This window comes from Bifidobacterium sp. LH_389 (genome assembly GCF_056357235.1).
Genome location: NZ_JBKEVR010000005.1, coordinates 139,686 through 158,873, shown reverse-complemented (window position 1 = coordinate 158,873; position 19,188 = coordinate 139,686). Strand labels below are relative to the sequence as shown.

The window sequence follows — 19,188 nt, the reverse complement described above, 5'->3', positions numbered from 1 at the left end:
CGCACATGGTTGATCAAGTTCAGACCAATGCGCCCGACGCCTCGGTCGAAGGGCCGGCGAAGGGCCGCGTCACGCGTGTCCAGGGCTCGGTCGTCGACGTCGAATTCCCGGTTGGCCACCTGCCCGAGATCTACAACGCCCTGAAGGTGAAGATCGCCGGAGGCAGCAACGAGGAGGGCGAGAAGCAGGATCGCGAGATCACCCTCGAGGTCGAGCAGCATCTGGAGGACTCCATCGTCCGTACCGTCGCCCTCAAGGCGACCGACGGTCTGGTGCGCGGCGCCACCGTGGAGGACACCGGCGAACCGATCAAGGTTCCCGTCGGCGACGTGACCAAGGGCCACGTGTTCGACGTCACCGGCCACATCCTCAACAAGAAGGCGGACGAGCACATCGAGGTCAAGGAGCGTTGGTCCATCCACCGTTCCGCCCCGTCCTTCGACCAGCTGGAGTCCAAGACCCAGATGTTCGAGACCGGCATCAAGGTCATCGATCTGCTCACCCCGTACGTGCAGGGCGGCAAGATCGGTCTGTTCGGCGGCGCAGGCGTCGGCAAGACCGTGCTGATCCAGGAAATGATCCAGCGCGTGGCGCAGAACCACGGCGGCGTTTCCGTGTTCGCAGGCGTCGGCGAGCGTACCCGTGAGGGCAACGATCTGATCGGCGAGATGGATGAGGCCGGCGTGCTCGAGAAGACCGCACTGGTCTTCGGCCAGATGGATGAGCAGCCGGGCACCCGTCTGCGCGTTCCGCTGACCGCACTGACCATGGCCGAGTACTTCCGCGACGTGCAGAATCAGGACGTGTTGCTGTTCATCGACAACATCTTCCGTTTCACGCAGGCCGGTTCCGAGGTGTCCACGCTGCTGGGCCACATGCCTTCCGCCGTGGGCTACCAGCCGAATCTGGCCGACGAGATGGGCGCCCTGCAGGAGCGCATCACCTCCACGCGCGGCCACTCCATCACCTCGCTGCAGGCCATCTACGTGCCGGCCGACGATTACACCGACCCGGCCCCGGCCACGACCTTCGCCCACCTCGACGCGACCACCGAGCTGTCCCGCGACATCGCCTCGAAGGGCATCTACCCGGCCGTGGACCCGCTGAGCTCCACCTCGCGAATCCTTGATCCGCGTTACGTGGGTCAGGCTCACTACGAGTGCGCGAACCGCGTCAAGGCCATTCTGCAGCGCAACAAGGAACTTCAGGACATCATCGCCCTGATCGGTATCGACGAGCTGAGCGAGGAGGACAAGACCACCGTCGCCCGCGCCCGCCGCATCGAGCAGTTCCTCGGCCAGAACTTCTACGTGGCGGAAAAGTTCACCGGCCGCCCGGGCTCCTACGTGCCGGCCGACGAGACCATCGAAGCCTTCACTCGCATCTGCGACGGCGTGTACGACGACGTTCCGGAGCAGGCGTTCTCCGGCATCGGCGGCATCGACGACCTCGAGAAGAAGTGGCACGACATGCAGAAGGAGCTCGGTGCCTGATGGCTGCCGAGAAAACCACGATGACGGTGACGATCGTCGCCTCCGACCGTCCGGTGTGGTCGGGTCTGGCGGCGAGCGTGACCATCCCCGCCTCCGAAGGCGGCATGGGCATCCTGCCGAACCATGAGCCCGTGCTCGTCGTCGTCAACTCCGGTCGCGTGGTCGTAACGGACGCCGAGGGCGCCCGCCACGGCTTCGACGTGGAGGACGGCTTCGTGGCCTTCGACTCGAACAAGCTCACCGTGGCGGTGGAGCACTGCTCCGACGAGGTGAGCGCCGACGAGGTGACCGCCTGACGGTTTCTGCCGGTCAGAGCGGCTCCCCGAGTCGGTCTGCAATCCGCTTCGCACAGGGGCGGGCGTGGAAGAGATTCCGCGCCCGCCCCTGTTGCGTGTGCGCGGTGTGCGTGGCGTGCGTGCGCGAAGTTGGCACATTGCCGGACCGTGCGCTAGGGTGAAGCCTCGTGCGAATCATCGTTGCCGACTGCTCGGCCGAATACTCCGGCCGCCTGACCGCCTCCCTGCCGCCCGCCCGGCGCGTGCTGCTCGTCAAGGCGGACTCCAGCGTGCTCATCTTCTCCGAACTCGGGTCGTACAAGCCGCTCAACTGGATGGCCGCGCCCTGCACGCTCAGGGAGCTCGAGCCGGACACGGAGGCCGGCAATGCAGCCACGGGCGAGAGCGCGGATCCCGCTCCGGTCAAGGTGCTGCGCGTGGCGGCCAGCAAGTCAAGCGACATCCTCGACGTCAAGCTCTACCGCATCTACTCGGACGAGACATACGACCTCGGCGAGGACCCGGGACTTGTCAAGGACGGCGTGGAGGACCACCTGCAGCGCTATCTGGCCGAACAGATCGAACGCATCGGCGAGGGGGCCAGACTCGTGCGCCGCGAATACCCCACCGCCATCGGCCCGGTGGACATCATGGCCACGGACGCGAACGGCGAGCACGTGGCCATCGAGATCAAGCGCCACGGCGGCATCGACGGCGTGGAACAGCTGACCCGCTACTGCGAGCTGCTCAACCGCGACCCGCTGCTCGCCCCCGTGCACGGCATCTTCGCCGCGCAGACCATCACCCCGCAGGCGCGCGTGCTCGCGCAGGACCGTGGATTCACCTGCCTCATCCTCGACTACGACGAGATGCGCGGCGCCGAATCGGACGAGCTGCGCCTGTTCTAAGGCCGCGCGCAGCGGGTTTCCGGATATGCGAAGGGCTCCCCGAAGGGAGCCCTTTCTCGATGGTTCTCGATGTTCGAGGCGAATCGCAGCCGATCAGTACGCGGCGAGGATGTCCACCACGAACACCAGCGTGGCGTTGCCCGGAATGGTGGTGCCCGAGCCGGCCGAGCCGTAGCCCTTGTCCGGCGGCACGATCACCAGCACCTGCGAGCCGACGGTCTGGCCGGTCAGGCCCTCCTTCCAGCCGGTCACCACCTGATCGAGCGAGAACTCGGCCGCCTGGCCGCGGTCCCACGAGGAGTCGAACTGCGTGCCGTCCGTCAACCAGCCCGTGTAGTTGACCTTCACGGTGTTGGTGTCCTTCACGGCGGCGCCCTTGCCCTTGATGAGCGGCTGGGCCACGAGCGTGCCGTCCGGCTGGTAGCCGTTCATGTCGATCGACGGCTTGCCGTTGGCGTCCAGCGTGACCTTCGGCAGGTTCGCCGGCACGTCCGTCACGGCGTCGCCCTCGGCGCGCGTGTAATCCTTGTCCGCGGACATGATGGTGGTGGCCATGACGTACGACTTCTGCGCGTCGTCCGTCGCGGAGGCATCGTTGACACCCAGCGCGATCAGCGTACCGACCTTGTGGCTCTTGAGTACGTCGTACAGACCGTCACGCAGTCCGCTGGCGGTGAACAGGGTCGAGCAGTCGGGCGCATCGGTCCAGCTGGAGTAGATCTCCGCGCCGGTCTTGGCGCTCACGGCGGTGCTCTGCATGCACAGGCGGGAGCCTTCCTCGATCGGCGCTCCGTTGCCCTCCTGCAGGATCTGGTAGCCGCCGTCCGGCACGGTGTACGGCACGGTGGGCAGGGCGATGACCGGCTTCTGGCCGATCTCGTTGCTGGCGGTGATGCCGGTCATCTCCGTGAGCGCGGCCACGCCGGACGAGGATGAAGCCGAGGACGAGGCAGAAGCCGACGTGGAGGACGCCGTGCCTTGCGCATCGCCGCCGCAGCCGGCCAGAGCAACGAGCATGGCGGCACCGCAGCACACAGCCACGCCCTTCATCAAGGAACGCTTGGTAAAGTCATGAATCATAGGCCCCACAGTAGCGGCACTGGCTGATTTTACGCTGGAAGGGGCATGCGGACGGGTACGGATCGGGCCGCGAGCAAGGGCCCGCGGCGAACGATAAAAGGAAGGGACGGTAGAATGGTCGGTGTTATGACAGACAAGGAACGCAGGAACCCGCGTCGCGCCACCATTATGCGCGGCGTCGTCACACCCATCTTCGGCCTGCTGGCCGTTACCTTCATCGCCCTCGGCCTGCTCAACGCGACCGAGTGGAAACCCAACGCGCAGGTGACCGCCACCGCCGCGAGCGCCACGCGCTATACGGTCACCGACCCCGGCCTGCTGCCGCTCGTGGACGACGAGGTGACCGTAGACGTCTCCTCCGATGCCGGCACCAAGCTGTGCGTCGTCTCCGGCCTGTCCCGGGACATCGCCGGGTGGATCGCCGGGCACCCCTACACGCGCCTGACCGGGCTCGACTCCTGGAGCGCCATCGCCACCGAATCCGCCAAGGCGACCGGCACCGCGCAGGCACAGGACGGCGACGTGACGCTCGAACAATCGCAGATGTGGACCGCCGTGGACTGCGGCACCGGTTCCGTCACCGTGAAGCGCACCGCGGAGAACAACGCCCTGCCGCTGCTCATCGACACGAACGCGGATGCCGCCGCGGACAACGACGACGGCGCCAAGGTTACGGTCACCATGCACTGGACCCGCTCCACGCTGCCCGACTACGCCACCCCGCTGTACTTCATCGGCGGCCTGTGCGTGCTCGCCGCCGTGCTGTCCGCCTCGCTGTTCGCCATGCATCCCTCCAAGCGCCGCAAGAAGGGGGCCGACGTGGAAACCCCGGGCGAACGCGTGAAGGAGGAGATCGAGGTCACAATCCCGCATCTCGTGTTCGGCGCGGTCGGCGCGTTCTTCGCCGCGATCGCCTCCATGCTGCACATCGGCGGGGGAAACCGGAAGCACCACCGCCATGCCCGCCGCGCCGCCGGGACCACCCCGCAGCCGCGAGACACCATGCTGTCTGATGCCGGCGGCGAGGCGAAGGCTGCAAATGGGCCGATCGTGGTGGATGTGGGCGCCAGAAACCTCGTGGCCGAACAGGCCGCGCAGACCACGCCAGCTGCGTCCGCGCAATCCGAGCCGGCCGTATCCGCCGAAACCTCCGAATCCGCTCAGACATCCGCTTCCCCGCAGTCCTCGAACGACGAGGAAGCCACCACCGTCATCACCCCCGAGGATTTCGCCGCATACTTCGCGCGCGTCGCCGCCGAGGAAGCCGACTCCAAGAAGAAGGAGTGAAGCCATGACCATTCGCAGCAATCGTTCCTGCCGTTCTGTCGGCCGCGTCGCTCTGCGCGTCGCCGCAGCAATCTGCGCGCTCGCCTCTCTGACCGCCATGGCCGGATGCGACGGTCCCGTCCCGCAGATGCAGGCCACCTCCACCGTCAGTGCCAAGACCCCCGACCTCAATGTCGATCAGGAAGCCAAGATCCGTGCCTCCATTCTTGACGCGCTCAAGAAGGCCGACGATGCTAAGGACCCCTCTCAGCTCGCGCAGAGCGTCGAAGGACCGGCCCTCGCCGTGCGTACCAGCCAGCTCACCGCCGCGCAGGGCACCGGCTCGCTTACCAAGTACGCCACCATCCCCTCGGACATCGAACAGACCGTCATCCCCACCGACACCGGCTGGCCGCGTTCCGTGTTCACCATCACCACCACCACCGAGGACCGCCAGACCCAGCGACTGCTCGTCATGACCCAGGCCTCCGCCCACCGCAACTACAAGCTCTGGGGCGTCGTCCGACTCCTCGCCGGCGCGCAGCTGCCTAAATTCGCCGTTCCCAAGATCGGCGCCTCCATGGGCCACCCCGATGACTCCGGGCTCGTCGCCACCCCCGCCGACGCCGTCGCCCACTACGCCGACGTGCTCGCCAACGGCACCAACAGCCAATACGCCTCCGCATTCGCCGACGACGACTTCCGCAAGACCATCGCCGCCACCACCGCTACTGTCCAGCAGGGCATGGAAGCCAACCGTGGCACCCAGTCCCAGACCTTCGCCGCCGAGCCTGACGCCATCTCCATCATGCGTTCCAGCGACGGCGGTGATCTCGTCGTAGCCCAGATCAACTCCGAATGGACCCGTCAGGCCGGTGAGGGCCGCGAATCCCTTCCCGCCTCCGCCGACGAAACCGCCCTCTTCGGCGGTGCCACCCCCACCAGCACCCTCAAGGTCACCTATGTCAATCTGGTGGCCCTCTACGTTCCTCCGGCATCCTCCGGTGCGCAGATTCAGGCGGTGGGGGCTGAACGCCAGCCCGTCAAGGTCGAAGCGCTGTAAACGAACGACGGAGCGCCTTCTGCGTTGCTCTTCGGTCGGCGTACCTTCGTACGCCTTCGCCTCGGAGGGCGGTCTGAGCACCCGTCGCATTGTCCAATCGGTCCAACCTGCACGCCTCCGGACGCAGGTTGGACCGATTGCGCGAAAAAACGGCCCGTTTGGAGGCCCAAAATCGCATGATCGGTCCAATCTGCGATTTGCGAGGCACAGGTTGGACCGATCATGCGATACGGCCGCCGCGATCGTCACTACAATGGCCTGAAGGAAACCGCGTTTCAGCGATGCATGCACACGTTTGCGTGCGCCGCGCTGCGTGACATTGCGATCAAGGAAGGTGCGTGGATATGGCCGAGCCGTTCAAGCCGGGAGTTTCGTTGGCGGGTGCCGTCGATCTGGAGGCGCTCAAGCATCAGGTGAAGTCCGAACCGGGGCAGGCCGGCGGCGCTCCTGCGGCCGGTGGCTACGTGATCGACACCACCGAGGCGTCGTTCCAGTCGATGGTCGCCACGTCGGCCACGTTCCCGATCCTGCTCATGCTATGGATCCCCACCGATGACCGCCTGTTCCCCATGGCCCGCACGCTCGGCGACGCGGTGAACAAGCTCAACGGCCAGATCCAGCTGTCCCGTATCGACATCTCCGCCGCCCCGTCCATCGCCCAGGCACTGCGCGTGCAGGGAGCCCCGGCTCTCTTCGCGCTCATCAACGGCCGGCCCATGCCCATTTTACAGGGCCTGCCCGGCGACGAGGAATTGAAGCAGGTCACGGATACGCTCATCCCGCAGATCATCCAGATGGCCCAGCAGTCCGGCGTGACCGGCACCGCACCCCGTCAGGACGGTCCCGCAGTCGATGCGGACGCCTCCGATGCCGCCGCGCAGGCCGATCAGGTGCCGCCCGAGCATCAGCAGGCTCGCGCACTGGCCGCGCAGGGCGACTACGCCGGTGCTGCGGCCGCCTACGCGCAGGTGCTGGAATCCGATCCGAACGACAAGCTCGCCGCCCGCGAGCGTGCCAAGGCTCTGCTGCTGGCCCGTTCCGGCTCCGCGAACGTGCGCGAGGTGCGTGCGGCCGCCGCGGACCGCCCGGATGACGTGGAGGCCCAGCTCGCCGTGGCGGACGTGGACATGATCGGCGGTCAGATCCAGGACGCCTTCGATCGTCTGCTCGACTTCCTGGCCGCGGGCCACCGGGCGGATCTCGAGCCGGTGCGCCAGCGTCTGCTCGAATACTTCGCCATTCCGGACGCATCCGACGAGCGGCTCAGGCGCGCCCGCCGCCGTCTGGCCACGCTCATGTACTGATGCACTGACTGATGTATCGATTGCGGCGCGGGGCAGTCGGCACTTGGGGGCAGTCGGCTAGTCCTCCCGCCGGTTCTTGCCGAAGAACGTGAGCAGCCTCGGGCCGCGCTCCGCGAGTTCACGCTCGTAGTCGCCGGCCCAGTCGGAGTACGGTTTCGCGGCCAGCCCGTCGTTGGAGAAGCGTGGATCGTCGGTGATCTCGCTCACGCAGAAGCGGGGGATGATGAGGTTCGTGACCGGACCGCTGCGCTCCGCCTCGGCCACCACGAGCGGGGCGTTGCGGCCGCCGAACACGTCGATGTTCCACCCGTCCTCGCCGATCCACGCCGCATACCGGTTCTTGATGACCGGTTCGCCCCCGCGCATCACGAGTTCCGCGGCAATCCCTGCGTCAATGGCCCGTTCCGCCTCGTAGCGCGTGCCGCCCACCGACGGTCCCTTGACGGTGACGAACGCCCGGTCGAAGGCGTCGCGGTGCCGGCGCAGTACGTCGATCGGGTCGGTCTCGGGAATCATGGGTTCACGGAACCGGTTCGTCTGCAATCGCACACGCAGGGCGTAGTTGTCCGCATGCACGTAATAGCTCTGCACGATGAGCTTCGGCGCATCCCCGTCGTCCAGCTCGGCCGGCAGTTCGCGGCAGAAGAAGCGGCGCTCGTATTCGAAATCGTCTTGCATGGCACCATTCTACGGACGTGCTGCGTGTTTTGCGCGTGTTTCCGCGCGATTCCGGCCGTTTTCACGGTGATGTGCCGTACGCCCAACCGTCGGGCTTGCCTCCGGGGGCGCAGTGCCGTAAGATGGCGAAGTTGCGTGTACGCGCACTGGGTTCGTAGCTCAGCTGGATAGAGCGTTCGCCTCCGGAGCGAAAGGTCGAGAGTTCGAATCTCTTCGAGCCCACGAAACAAGCCCGCCTTCCGATTGGGGAAGGCGGGCTTTCTTCGTTGCTGCAGGGGTTGCGGAACGGGTCAGGCCTGCTCGGCGACGGCCAGCGTGCGGGTCTCCAGCACTTCGTCGTCGTTCTCGGCGCGATCGCGTACCGTTACCAGCAGGATGACGGCGCAGATCGCCAGCAGCACCGCGATCGTGACGAAGGACGCGTGGCCTTCGGCGGAGGAGGCCATGCCGGGGGCTGAGGCGAAGGCGGCGCCGATGATGGACACCGCGGCCACGCCCACCGAGCCGCCGACGCCCAGCAGCGTGTTCTGCACGGCGTTCGCGTGCTGGATAGAGGCCATGGGCAGGGCGTTCACGCCCCAGGTCTTGACCGGGGTGATGGTCAGCTGGAACGCGAGGCTCGTGAGCGCGTAGATGCCGGAGATCACGATCAGCGGCATGGAGGAGCTGAGTGCCACCAGACCGGCGGCGGAACCCGCGAAGAAGACGGCCGCGGCCACGACCAGCGGCCTGACGCCGACGCGGTCGAAAAGGCGGCCGGAAACGAAGCCCGCCACGGCGCCCACGAGCGCGCCGGGCAGCACGACGAGGCCAGCGGTGGTGGCGCTGCAGCCCATCGTCATCTGCAGGAACGTGGGCAGGGTGACGAGCAGCGCGAAGTTGCAGCCCTGCAGGGCGGACGTGGAGGCGGCAGCCCAGCGGAACTCGCGCTTGGCCAGCACCCTGACGTCGAGGAACGAGGTCTTCATGCGCAGTTGGCGGACGCAGAACGCGGCGATGAAGGCGATGCCAGCAACCATGAGTGCGACCGCTATGGACGGGTTGCCGTTGCCCAGCGAGGACAGGCCGTAGAGCAGGGCGATGAGGCCGACGGAGGACAGGACGACGGACAGTGCGTCGAAGCCCGCCTTGCCGGTGATGTCATGGTCGTACAGGGCGAAGGTGGAGACGAGCGCCAGAACGAGTGCCAGCGCGCCGACGAACACGAAGGGGGAGCGCCAGCCGAAGGCGTCGATGAGCATGCCGCCGAGGGTCGGTCCGATGGCCGGAGCGAGGCCGATCACGATGGACGACAGTCCCATTGCGGTGCCGCGCTGCTCCTTGGTGAACAGCAGCATCATCATGGTGACGGAGAACGGCATGACTACGCCGGCGCCGATCGCCTGGACCATGCGGCCGAGGACGATGAGCCAGAAGCTCGGGGCCAGGGCGCACACCGCGCTGCCGAGCGCGAACAGGCCCATCGCGCCGAAGTAGAGTCGTCGGGTGGACAGGTGCTGGACCAGGAAGGCGGACATGGGCACCATGATCGCGCTGACGAGCGCGTAGCCCGAGACGAGCCACTGGGCGCTGACCATGTCGACGTTCATGCGTTCCATCATTTGCGAGAGTGCGGGGGAGACCATCTGCTGGGAGACCATGGTGGTGAAGCCCGCGGCGAGGATCAGCACCACGGCCGTGATGCGGCTGACGGCGCTGAGGTCCTTTCCGTTGTTCTTTGCGTTCATCTGCATTCCTCTTTCAATATCATGGTATCGATTATGGTAAAAAAATTTGGGACACCCTTGGGCCGCGATGCTTCCGAGGTGTGTTCCGTCGCGTGCGTCACGCCCTGGGGCTTGTTGAGTGAGTGATTTGTCTGACTGTGCTGTGTGGCCGGCCGCGTTGTTTGACTGGCCGCGTGGTTTGACCGGCCGTCCGTCCGGTTGCGCTGGCTGTCTAGGTTGTCCGGCCGGGCGGGCGACGGGCCGCGGATTGGGCTACACCCCCGCGCGGTCCGCCACCTTGCGCAGCAGACGGTCGAGCTCGGCTCGCTCCGCCCCGTCCAGACAGGAGAGCAGATCCTCCGTGCCGCGGATCATGGCGGATCGGGCGTCGGCGAGCGCGCGTCGGCCATCCGGCGTGATGGCGACGATCTTCGCGCGGGCATCGTCCGGGTCGACGTAGGTGAGCGCGAGTCCGCGCTTCTCCAGCCGCCCGACCATGCCCAGCGTGACCGGCTGCGAGGTGTGGCGCATGCGCTCCAGCTGCTTGATCGTGATGTGCCCCTCCGGGGACTCCTCGATGGCCGCCAAGGCGCCGGCCATGCCCACGGTGATGCCCAAGGGCTTGAGCAGCCCGTTTGTATTGCGGGCGTGGGCGTCGGCGATGTGGCGCATCAGGATGAGCGATTTGCCCGGTGAGGCGATGTCCGCCCCGTTCCCGATGTTCGTGCCGTTCATAGTTCCTCCTTGCGAACCCTCAGTTTAATACCATGATATTGAATTGCAAGTCAGGCGTGTCGAACCGGTTCGCGGGTGGCCTATGCTGTGCTTGAGACCATTCGAGGACGACGGGAGCAACGCGCCATGAGCGAAACGAAGCATGCGGACGGCATCGCCGAAGTCAGGATGTACATCGACGGGGAGTGGGCCGATGCCGCGTCGGGCAGGACCATGGACGTCATCAATCCCGCCAACGGACGCACGGTGGCGCATGTGGCGCGGGGCGATGCAAGCGACGTGGCGAAGGCCGTCGCCGCCGCGAAAAGGGCGTTCGAGCCCGGATCCCTGTGGCGCAGCCTCACCCCGGACGACCGCGCGGCGCTGATGAACAGGGCCGCCGACCTGATCGAGGAGCGGGCGGACGCGCTGGCAAAGGCGGAGACCGACAGCTCGGGCCGCGTGTGGCGGGAGACGCGCTACGACGACGTGTTCGCCGCGAGCGGCGCGCTGCGCGAGGCCGCCTCGCAGATCCACGAACTGCAAGGCAGCGCCTCCGCCGAAAACGGGGACATGCTGACCGTGACCGTCCGCGAACCGCTGGGCGTATGCGCCGTTCTGGCTCCGTGGAACTACTCGATGGGCACCACGGCCGCAGGTCTGGCCCCGGCTCTGGCGGCGGGCAACACGGTGGTGGTCAAGCCCTCGTCCCTCTCGCCCGTCTCCGTGGCGATGATGATCGGGGCCATGGGCGAGGCCGGGTTCCCCTCGGGCAGCGTCAATCTGGTGCTCGGCTCTGGCGGCGAGGTCGGCACGGCCCTGGCACAGAGCGATGGCGTGGCCAAGATCACGTTCACCGGCGGCACCGAGACCGGGCGGGACATCATCGCGAAGTCCGCGGGCAGCATCAAGCGCTATGCGATGGAGCTGGGAGGTAAGTCGCCGTTCATCATCTTCGACGACGCCGATCTGGACGCGGCCGTGGACCGGCTCATGTACGGCGTGTTCCTCAGCCAGGGGCAGGTGTGCATCGCCGGAACGAGGCTTCTGGTGCAGAACGGCGTCTACGGGCGGGTCATGGACATGCTGTGCGAGCGCATCCCCAGAATTCGCATCGGCATGCCGCTCGACGAGAATGCCGAATACGGTCCGATGGTCTCCGAGCGGCAGATGGAACGCGTGCTGGACTACATCCGGCTCGGGCAGGAGGAAGGCGCCAGGGTCCTCATCGGCGGACACCGGATCGTCGAGGGCGAGTTCGGAAACGGCTGCTTCGTCGAGCCGACGGTGCTCGTGGATTGCAGGCAGACCATGCGCGTCGTGCAGGAGGAGATCTTCGGGCCCGTCCTCACGGTCCAGACCTTCGGGGACGAGCGCGAGGCCATCGAACTGGCCAACGGCACCCGCTACGGACTGGCCGGCGGCGTGTTCACCGCGGACATGGGCCGCGCCCTGCGGGTCTGCAACGCCGTGGACACGGGCATCATGTGGGCGAACACCTACATGGACGGCACGCCCGGCATGTCGCTGAGTCCCCACCGCCAGAGCGGCATGAGCGTGGACGGCGGCATCGACGGGCTGAAGGAGTATACCGTGCTCAAGCAGATCAACCTCAAAATGACCCCGACGCGCTCCGGCTGGTTCTCGGGCGTGGAGGACGCCGCTCGACGGTGAGTTTTCGCGTCCGTCAATCGGGCGCGATCGTGGGACCGCGCCGCACGGACGGCTACAGTGGGGAGCGACGGCGCCGTCCGATGCCGGGCGGTGCGTGATCGCGGGACGGTCCTGCGGTATGGCTGAAGGAAACGAGGCATGCAATGAGCGAAAAGATGGAAGAGGTGGCAACCTCCCAAGCCCCTGCGGCACTGGGCGCGTACAGCCAGGCGGTGAAGGCCAACGGCTTCGTGTTCGTCTCCGGGCAGCTGGGCATCGACCCGGCCACCGGCGAGCTGGCGGGGGAGACCGCCGCGGCCCAGGCGGCCCAGGCGCTGAAGAACATCAAGTGCATCCTCGACGCGGCCGGCACCGGCATTGAGCACGTGGTGCGCGCCACCATCTACCTCAAGAACGTGGAGGACTTCAAGGCGGTCGACGCCGAATACGCCGAGGTGTTCATCGGTTCCGTCAAGCCCGCCCGCGTGGCGTTCGGCAACAACATGATCCCCAAGGGTGCGCTCGTGGAGATCGACGCCATCGCCGCCCAGTGACCGCGTTGCGCCGCACGGGGACGGGCACGGTTGCACGGGTCGTGTCCGGCCCGTACGACAGTCGCGCGGTGACGGTGCCCGGTCGTGCGGCAGCCGTGTTCGACCTTCGACGTTCGTTTTGTAAAAAACTCCAATTGTGGCGTCGTAGGCACCCTCAAACCACCGTTTTTGTAACTTTTTTACAAAACCGGTCTCGAAGCTGCCCGTTCGGCGCTGTCCTTGTAAAAAAATTACAAAAGCGGTCTCGGACGGCATCGGACGGCACTCGTTTTGTAAAATCGTTACAAAACGGGTGCCGAAGGCCGCGGTCCGCAAGGATACCCCCGGGACGGCCTGCGATGCCCCGCTGTCAGACGCGACGGTATTCTTGGAAGAATGAGTCCTGAAGCTTTAAGTGAACTGATCTCCAAGATCGCGCACGAGCTCGCGGCCGCAGGCAAGGCCGGCCAGCTCACCGACGATCTCATCCCGCCCGTCGACAAGCTCGCCGTGATGCGCCCCAAGGATCGTGCGCACGGTGACTGGGCCTCCAATATCGCCATGCAGCTGGCCAAGAAGGCCGGCATGAGGCCGCGCGACCTGGCCGAACCGATCGCCGCCGCGCTTGCCGCTGAGTCTGGCGTCAAGTCCGTGGAGGTGGCTGGCCCCGGCTTCATCAACGTGACGCTCGATTCCGCATCCGCCGCAGCCGTGGTGGATGCCGTGCTCGCCGCAGGCCCCTCCTACGGCCGCAACGGTCACTTGGGCGGCCAGACCCTCAACCTCGAGTTCGTCTCCGCCAATCCCACCGGGCCGATCCACATCGGCGGCACCCGCTGGGCGGCCGTCGGCGACTCCATGGCCCGCGTGCTGGAGGCCAACGGCGCCAAGGTGGTGCGCGAATACTACTTCAACGACCACGGTGAGCAGATCAACCGCTTCGCCAAGTCGCTCGTGGCCGCGTGGGCTCGCGCCAACGATCTGGGGGACAGGGGCTACCAGACCGAAACCCCGTTCGACGGCTACAAGGGCGCGTACATTGACGAGATCGCCCGCCGCGTGGAAGCCGAGGCCGCAGCCGACGGCGTGGACCTCACCGCTCTCGGCCACGAGGATCAGGGTCTCAATGCGGACGGCGAGCCGATCGGCGAATCCGACTCCGAACTGCGCGAGGAGTTCCGCAAGCGCGCCGTGCCCATGATGTTCACCGAAATCCAGCAGTCCATGAAGGACTTCAAGGTGAACTTCGACGTGTGGTTCCACGAGAACAACCTGTACCGGGACGGCGAGGTGGACCGCGCCATCGCCGAGCTGCGCAGTCGCGGGGACATCTACGAGAAGGACGGCGCCACCTGGTTCGCCTCCACCAAGCACGGCGACGACAAGGACCGCGTGATCATCAAGTCCAACGGCGAATTCGCCTACTTCGCCGCGGACATCGCCTACTACTGGAACAAGCGCCACCGCAACGGCACGCCGTCCGCGCCCGCCGACGTGGCCATCTACATGCTCGGCGCCGACCACCACGGCTACATCGGCCGCATGATGGCCATGTGCGAGGCGTTCGGGGACAAGCCGGGTGAGAACATGGTGATCCTCATCGGCCAGCTCGTCAACGTGCTCAAGGACGGCAAGGCCGTGCGCATGTCCAAGCGCGCCGGCAACGTGGTCACCATCGACGATCTCACCGAGGCCGTGGGCGTGGATGCCGCGCGCTACTCGCTGGCCCGCTCCGACTACAACTCGCCGCTTGACATCGACCTCAACCTGCTGGCGAGCCACACCAACGACAATCCGGTCTACTACGTGCAGTATGCGCACGCCCGCTCCTGCAACGTGGACCGCAACGCCGCCGAGGCGGGCATCGACGCCACGAAGGCCGACCTGTCCCTGCTGGACACCGAGGCCGACGGCGAGGTTCTGGCCGCACTCGCCCAGTGGCCCGCCACCGTGGCGCAGGCCGGCGATCTGCGCGCCCCGCATCGCGTGGCCCGCTACCTCGAGGATCTCGCCGCCGCGTACCACAAGTGGTACAACGTGGAGCGAGTGGTGCCTATGGCGCTGACCGATCCGGAGACGCGTCAGGACGATGCGGGCCGCGAGGCGCTCGAGATCGCCAAGAACCCCTCGCCGGAGCGTGCGGCCGCGCGCCTCAAGCTCAACGACGCGGTGCGGCTGGTGATCGCCGCCGGCCTTGACCTGCTGGGGGTGTCCGCGCCCGAGCGCATGTGAGCGCAGGCGCATGCATCGCAGCGTTGTCCCGTCGTTCCCGCCGGCCCGGTAGGGGGTGAATCCTGAGCCGTGCTGACTCAGGATTTGCGCTTACCAGATTTTTTTACAGATTGTGGGAGGCTACCCGAAGCCGCCACTCCGCCGTTGGTGTTCCGCAAGGAAGAAACGGCAGAATGGCGGCTTTGCTTGTTCGGGAATGTGATGTTCGTCACAGTGAGCGCTCACGTGTGTCGTCGATACGTATCAGCCTCGGATTTCCCCTTGTGTTCAGTATGTGGGACGGCTAGTGTCGATAATGAAGGGGGCACAAGAGGTCTTAAGGATGAGGCCTCGGCGACCCTCTCGCAGTGAAGAGAGAGGTAGAGACATGTTGAACGTGACTTGCAGCATTGTAGGCTGCGACAAGCCGGTGGAATCGCAAGGATTGTGCTCGCAGCACTTTACGCGCGCGCTCATCTACGGTCAGGTGCGCATTCCGGGCGAGGGCAGGCGCCACGCGGCGCAGCCTCAGCCTGCACCTGCGCAGGAGTGACGCGGGGCGGCGTGCGCCGGGTTCGCACGCCGCGCGGCGGTTTAGCAGGGCATGAAGGACGCGAATCCGAGGGAATATCGCGAGGAACGCCGCGGGAATGTCTCGAGAGGAAGTAAACGGCGGGCCCGAGAAGGTCGCACATCTCGAAAGTATCTGTAGGAAAGAGATTTTTACGTAGTTTCTGGTGCGGAGACGAGAGCTGTCATATCGCCCGGCCGTATATTTCCGATTCGTGTGGTCGATTTTCGGGCACCGGCCGGATAACCACGTTGGAAAACCGCCGGAATGACGCCGAGTCTACTCGGCATGTTCAAGGAAAAACCACCACACGAATCGGAAATACGCCGCTACGTAGCCGTCATGAGGAGGCCAGACGGGGACAGTCGATGCGGAAAGGATCGGGATGACGCGCAAATCCCGCAATGGGGGATGCTATGTCCGCCGCGTCCCGTCGGAGCGTAGGCTGGAGGGCAATCTGCATTTGCCCGAACAAGCGTCAGGAGCACCATATGAGCGACCAGCACGACCAGCGCAACACCCGCACAGCCAACGCCGACGGCTCCGGCCGGCGTCCCAGCGCCATCTGGCCCGAAGCCACGGCGATCGACGCCGAAGGTGCTCTCACGTTCCACGGCCGTACCGCGCAAGGCCTGCTGGACGAATTCGGCTCCCCGCTCTACCTCATCGACACGGATGAGGTGACGGCGCGAGCCCGGCATTTCGTGCGCGCCGCTGCGGACGCCTTCAGCAACTCCACCACGCACGTGAGCTTCGCCGGCAAGGCGTTCCTGTCCAAGGAGATCGTCCGGCTGGTCACCGAGGCCGGCATGCTCGTGGACACGTGCAGCATGGGCGAGATGCGCATTGCGCTCGCCGCGGGGGTGCCCGGTCGCCGTCTGGTGCTGCACGGCAACAACAAGTCGGACGAGGAGATCGCGCTCGCCGTGGAGCAGGGTTTCGCGAAGATCGTGGTGGACGAGCCGGGGGAGCCGGCCCGCATTGCGGCCATCGCGCATAGGCTCGGCAAGCGGGCCCGCGTGATGCTGCGCGTCACCTCGGGCATCCATGCGGGCGGGCACGAGTACATCTCCACCGCGCACGAGGACCAGAAGTTCGGCGTGCCGCTGCTGCCGGCAGGGGCGGATGCGGATGCGCTCAAGGTGCTCGACGATCTGACGGCCGTGACGCCCGCCGGGGCGAACGCGAAGATGGCGGAACACGCCGCAGGGGGCGCCGTGGAACGCGCGGACGGCCGGAGCCAAGCCCCGCACGGGCGCACACTGCGCTACGACGTCAAATACCCGTATGACCTGAGCCACGAGGACGTGAGTCCTGCGGACCGCGCGCTCGCCGAAGCCATGAGTCTGGTGGCCGACGGTCCCGCGCTCGCCGTGCTCAAGGACATCGCCTCCCGTTCGGAGGATTTGGAGCTCGTGGGCGTCCACTCGCACATCGGCTCGAACATCCACGACGCGGACGCCTTCATCCAGGCCGCCAAGCGCATGATGCTCCTGCGCAAGACCTTCTACGCCACCGATGCGGTCACCCTGCCCGAGGTGGATCTGGGCGGCGGATACTCCGTGGCCTATACGGACGGCGAGGATTCCATGGACATCGACCGCGAGCTCGGGCGTCTTGCCGAGGCGGTGCATGCCGTGAACCGCGCGCTCGGCATGCCGGAGCCTGCGGTGAGCTTCGAGCCCGGCCGCTGGATCGTCGCCCCCGCGGGCGTGACCCTGTACCGGGTGGGTGTGGTCAAGCCCGTGCATCTGTCCGACGGCACCGTGCGCACCTACGTGTCCGTGGACGGCGGCATGTCCGACAACATCCGTCCGGCCCTGTACGGCGCGGCCTACACGGCCCTGCTTGCCAACCGTCCGGGTGCGCCGGAGACCACGCTGTGCCGCGTGGTGGGCATGCACTGCGAGTCCGGGGACATCGTGGTGCACGACGTGCAGCTGCCTGCGGACATCCGCCGCGGCGACGTGCTGGCCGTGCCGGTCACGGGTGCGTACGGTCGCACGATGGCGAGCAACTACAATCAGGCGCTCATCCCGGCCGTCGTCGCCGTGTCCGAATCCGGCGCGCACGTGATGATCCGTCGGCAGACCGTCGACGACCTGCTCGCGCTCGACGTCAGCGAGTGAGCAAGTGAGCAAGTGAGCCGTGCCGGTCACGGGCGCGCAACATTACGGGCTGCGCGGGCCGAAATCTCGGATTCGCAGCACTATCGGGCCGATTTTCGGGCGAATTTCGGACCGAAAGTGCTGTGAATCGCCGGAATCGGCCCGCGCAGCCCGTATTTCCAAGCCTGCGGACCGGTCAAGCCGGTCAGCCCAGCCGCCAGGACCGCCTTCCTGACAAGGGGAGACCGTAGGATGGAAGGGATTGAGTCGTTTCATCGTAAGCGTTAGTCGTTCGTCGTAAGGAGCATCCGTGGCCGAGAACACCACCCCCATTCGCGTCGCACTGCTGGGAGCCGGCACGGTCGGTTCCGCCACCGCCCGCCTGCTGGTCGAGCAGAGGGAGGAACTCGGCAAGCGCATCGGCCGCCCGATCGAGCTCGTGGGCGTGGCCTGCCTCGACCCGGACGAGGTCAACTACCCGTGGATCGACAAGTCCCTGCTCACCACGGACACCGCCGGGCTGTGCACCAAGGCGGACATCGTGATCGAGCTGATCGGCGGCACCACCGTGGCACGCACGTTCGTGCTCAAGGCCATCGAATCCGGCGCATCCGTGGTCACCGCCAACAAGGCGCTGCTCGCCAAGTACGGCCCGGAGATCTATCAGGCTGCGGCGGACAAGGGCGTGGACATCTACTTCGAGGCGGCCGTGGGCGGCGCGATCCCGTTCCTGCGCCCGCTGCGCGAGTCCCTCGTGGGCGACCGGATCACCAGCATGCTCGGCATCGTCAACGGCACCACGAACTACATCCTCGACGAGATGACCGTCAAGGGCCTCCAGTTCGACGACGTGCTCAAGGACGCGCAGGCCAAGGGCTACGCCGAGGCCGACCCGACCGGGGACATCGAAGGTTACGACGCCGCAAACAAGGCCGCGATCATGGCCACGCTCGGCTTCCACACCAACGTCACCATCGACGACGTGAGCGTGGAGGGCATCACCAAGATCACCGCGGACGACATCGCCGCCGCCACCGCCGAGCACAAGGTCATCAAGCTGCTGGCCGTGGTGGAGCGTTCCGAGGCGGGCGTGTCCGCGCGCGTCTACCCGGCCCTCCTGCCGGACAGCCACCCGCTGGCCAGCGTGCATGGCAGCTTCAACGCCGTGTTCGTCAAGGCCGAGGCGGCGGACGACCTCATGTTCTACGGCCGCGGCGCAGGCGGCGACCCGACAGCGTCCGCCGTGGTGGGTGACGTGGTCACCGAGGCGCGCCACATCGCCGCCGGCTGCACCGGTCCGCAGATCCCGCTGTACAACAACCTGCCGTTCGCCCCGGCCGACGCCTCCCGCGCCGCCTTCGCCGTGCGCTTCCTCATCCACGACAAGCCGGGCGTGCTCGCCGCCATCGCCGCCGAATTCGCGAAGAACGGCGTCTCGATCAACGGCGTCAACCAGGACTTGAAGCCCACCGCCGTGGACCCGGGCTACGACGGCGAGATCCAGCAGCTGCGCGTGGTGACCCACCCGACCGACGAGGTGACCCTGCGCAACACGGTCAAGGCCGTGCAGCAGCTCGACTTCGTGACCGGCGAGCCGTCCATCCTGCGTGTGCTCGACTGAGCGG

16 protein-coding genes and 1 tRNA gene are annotated in these 19,188 nt (G+C 66.5%); 13 read left to right on the top strand and 4 right to left on the bottom strand.

Annotated features, from left to right (window positions below):
• Positions 1-5: 5 nt before the first annotated feature.
• The 3 genes from atpD to nucS all read left to right on the top strand — a co-directional run bounded on the left by atpD (position 6) and on the right by nucS (position 2,676).
• Positions 6-1,493 (top strand): F0F1 ATP synthase subunit beta, encoded by a 1,488-nt coding sequence (gene atpD, locus AC1AZA_RS07180; RefSeq protein ID WP_476513977.1) that lies wholly within the window; start codon positions 6-8, stop codon positions 1,491-1,493.
• Positions 1,493-1,789, top strand: a complete 297-nt coding sequence (locus AC1AZA_RS07175) for a F0F1 ATP synthase subunit epsilon (RefSeq protein ID WP_476513976.1) — start codon at positions 1,493-1,495, stop codon at positions 1,787-1,789. Before atpD ends, AC1AZA_RS07175 begins: the two co-directional genes overlap by 1 nt.
• Before the next feature lie 167 nt (positions 1,790-1,956).
• The gene (gene nucS, locus AC1AZA_RS07170) at positions 1,957-2,676 is read left to right on the top strand and encodes an endonuclease NucS (RefSeq protein ID WP_476513975.1); all 720 of its coding nucleotides are present in this window, start codon (positions 1,957-1,959) and stop codon (positions 2,674-2,676) included.
• Between the two features lie 93 nt (positions 2,677-2,769).
• Here nucS and AC1AZA_RS07165 read toward each other — a convergent pair whose 3' ends face one another.
• Complete coding sequence (locus AC1AZA_RS07165; RefSeq protein ID WP_476513974.1) at positions 2,770-3,756, bottom strand: FKBP-type peptidyl-prolyl cis-trans isomerase; 987 nt, start codon at positions 3,754-3,756, stop codon at positions 2,770-2,772.
• A 126-nt stretch (positions 3,757-3,882) separates the two neighbouring features.
• Here AC1AZA_RS07165 and AC1AZA_RS07160 point away from each other — a divergent pair, with 126 nt between their 5' ends.
• From AC1AZA_RS07160 to AC1AZA_RS07150, 3 genes are all read left to right on the top strand, one after another.
• Complete coding sequence (locus AC1AZA_RS07160) at positions 3,883-5,043, top strand: hypothetical protein (protein ID WP_476513973.1); 1,161 nt, start codon at positions 3,883-3,885, stop codon at positions 5,041-5,043.
• 4 nt (positions 5,044-5,047) lie between these two features.
• Complete coding sequence (locus tag AC1AZA_RS07155; protein ID WP_476513972.1) at positions 5,048-6,085, top strand: DUF8094 domain-containing protein; 1,038 nt, start codon at positions 5,048-5,050, stop codon at positions 6,083-6,085.
• A gap of 344 nt (positions 6,086-6,429) precedes the next feature.
• Positions 6,430-7,389, top strand: coding sequence for a tetratricopeptide repeat protein (locus AC1AZA_RS07150; RefSeq protein ID WP_476514022.1), 960 nt, complete (start codon positions 6,430-6,432; stop codon positions 7,387-7,389).
• Positions 7,390-7,446: 57 nt separating this feature from the next.
• Here AC1AZA_RS07150 and AC1AZA_RS07145 read toward each other — a convergent pair whose 3' ends face one another.
• Positions 7,447-8,067, bottom strand: coding sequence for a CYTH domain-containing protein (locus AC1AZA_RS07145; protein ID WP_476513971.1), 621 nt, complete (start codon positions 8,065-8,067; stop codon positions 7,447-7,449).
• Between the two features lie 148 nt (positions 8,068-8,215).
• Here AC1AZA_RS07145 and AC1AZA_RS07140 point away from each other — a divergent pair.
• Positions 8,216-8,289 (top strand) — tRNA-Arg (locus tag AC1AZA_RS07140).
• 68 nt (positions 8,290-8,357) lie between these two features.
• Here the strand turns inward: AC1AZA_RS07140 and AC1AZA_RS07135 are convergent.
• Both AC1AZA_RS07135 and AC1AZA_RS07130 read right to left on the bottom strand, forming a co-directional pair.
• On the bottom strand, positions 8,358-9,794 hold the full coding sequence (locus AC1AZA_RS07135) for a DHA2 family efflux MFS transporter permease subunit (protein WP_476513970.1): 1,437 nt from the start codon (positions 9,792-9,794) through the stop codon (positions 8,358-8,360).
• 252 nt (positions 9,795-10,046) lie between these two features.
• The gene (locus AC1AZA_RS07130; protein WP_476513969.1) at positions 10,047-10,508 is read right to left on the bottom strand and encodes a MarR family winged helix-turn-helix transcriptional regulator; all 462 of its coding nucleotides are present in this window, start codon (positions 10,506-10,508) and stop codon (positions 10,047-10,049) included.
• A 126-nt stretch (positions 10,509-10,634) separates the two neighbouring features.
• Here AC1AZA_RS07130 and AC1AZA_RS07125 point away from each other — a divergent pair, with 126 nt between their 5' ends.
• From AC1AZA_RS07125 to AC1AZA_RS07100, 6 genes are all read left to right on the top strand, one after another.
• The gene (locus AC1AZA_RS07125; protein ID WP_476513968.1) at positions 10,635-12,161 is read left to right on the top strand and encodes an aldehyde dehydrogenase family protein; all 1,527 of its coding nucleotides are present in this window, start codon (positions 10,635-10,637) and stop codon (positions 12,159-12,161) included.
• A gap of 143 nt (positions 12,162-12,304) precedes the next feature.
• Positions 12,305-12,694 (top strand): Rid family detoxifying hydrolase, encoded by a 390-nt coding sequence (locus AC1AZA_RS07120; protein ID WP_476513967.1) that lies wholly within the window; start codon positions 12,305-12,307, stop codon positions 12,692-12,694.
• A 375-nt stretch (positions 12,695-13,069) separates the two neighbouring features.
• Positions 13,070-14,905, top strand: a complete 1,836-nt coding sequence (gene argS / locus AC1AZA_RS07115) for an arginine--tRNA ligase (RefSeq protein ID WP_476513966.1) — start codon at positions 13,070-13,072, stop codon at positions 14,903-14,905.
• Positions 14,906-15,272: 367 nt separating this feature from the next.
• Positions 15,273-15,437: a hypothetical protein gene (locus AC1AZA_RS07110; protein ID WP_476513965.1), complete on the top strand. Its 165-nt coding sequence runs from the start codon at positions 15,273-15,275 to the stop codon at positions 15,435-15,437.
• A gap of 509 nt (positions 15,438-15,946) precedes the next feature.
• Complete coding sequence (locus AC1AZA_RS07105) at positions 15,947-17,584, top strand: diaminopimelate decarboxylase family protein (protein WP_476513964.1); 1,638 nt, start codon at positions 15,947-15,949, stop codon at positions 17,582-17,584.
• A gap of 289 nt (positions 17,585-17,873) precedes the next feature.
• A complete protein-coding gene (locus AC1AZA_RS07100; protein ID WP_476513963.1) occupies positions 17,874-19,184 on the top strand; it encodes a homoserine dehydrogenase in 1,311 nt (436 codons plus the stop codon).
• Positions 19,185-19,188 lie beyond the last annotated feature (4 nt).

Excerpts from the sequence above, each read along its gene's own strand:
- AC1AZA_RS07175 (WP_476513976.1), top strand. The coding sequence starts at position 1,493 with ATGGCTGCCGAGAAAACCACGATGACGGTGACGATCGTCGCCTCCGAC.
- argS (WP_476513966.1), top strand. The coding sequence starts at position 13,070 with ATGAGTCCTGAAGCTTTAAGTGAACTGATCTCCAAGATCGCGCACGAG.
- AC1AZA_RS07145 (WP_476513971.1), bottom strand. The coding sequence starts at position 8,067 with ATGCAAGACGATTTCGAATACGAGCGCCGCTTCTTCTGCCGCGAACTG.
- AC1AZA_RS07155 (WP_476513972.1), top strand. The coding sequence starts at position 5,048 with ATGACCATTCGCAGCAATCGTTCCTGCCGTTCTGTCGGCCGCGTCGCT.
- AC1AZA_RS07160 (WP_476513973.1), top strand. The coding sequence starts at position 3,883 with ATGACAGACAAGGAACGCAGGAACCCGCGTCGCGCCACCATTATGCGC.
- AC1AZA_RS07165 (WP_476513974.1), bottom strand. The coding sequence starts at position 3,756 with ATGATTCATGACTTTACCAAGCGTTCCTTGATGAAGGGCGTGGCTGTG.
- atpD (WP_476513977.1), top strand. The coding sequence starts at position 6 with ATGGTTGATCAAGTTCAGACCAATGCGCCCGACGCCTCGGTCGAAGGG.
- AC1AZA_RS07150 (WP_476514022.1), top strand. The coding sequence starts at position 6,430 with ATGGCCGAGCCGTTCAAGCCGGGAGTTTCGTTGGCGGGTGCCGTCGAT.
- AC1AZA_RS07105 (WP_476513964.1), top strand. The coding sequence starts at position 15,947 with ATGAGCGACCAGCACGACCAGCGCAACACCCGCACAGCCAACGCCGAC.
- AC1AZA_RS07125 (WP_476513968.1), top strand. The coding sequence starts at position 10,635 with ATGAGCGAAACGAAGCATGCGGACGGCATCGCCGAAGTCAGGATGTAC.
- AC1AZA_RS07120 (WP_476513967.1), top strand. The coding sequence starts at position 12,305 with ATGAGCGAAAAGATGGAAGAGGTGGCAACCTCCCAAGCCCCTGCGGCA.
- AC1AZA_RS07110 (WP_476513965.1), top strand. The coding sequence starts at position 15,273 with ATGTTGAACGTGACTTGCAGCATTGTAGGCTGCGACAAGCCGGTGGAA.
- AC1AZA_RS07130 (WP_476513969.1), bottom strand. The coding sequence starts at position 10,508 with ATGAACGGCACGAACATCGGGAACGGGGCGGACATCGCCTCACCGGGC.
- AC1AZA_RS07135 (WP_476513970.1), bottom strand. The coding sequence starts at position 9,794 with ATGAACGCAAAGAACAACGGAAAGGACCTCAGCGCCGTCAGCCGCATC.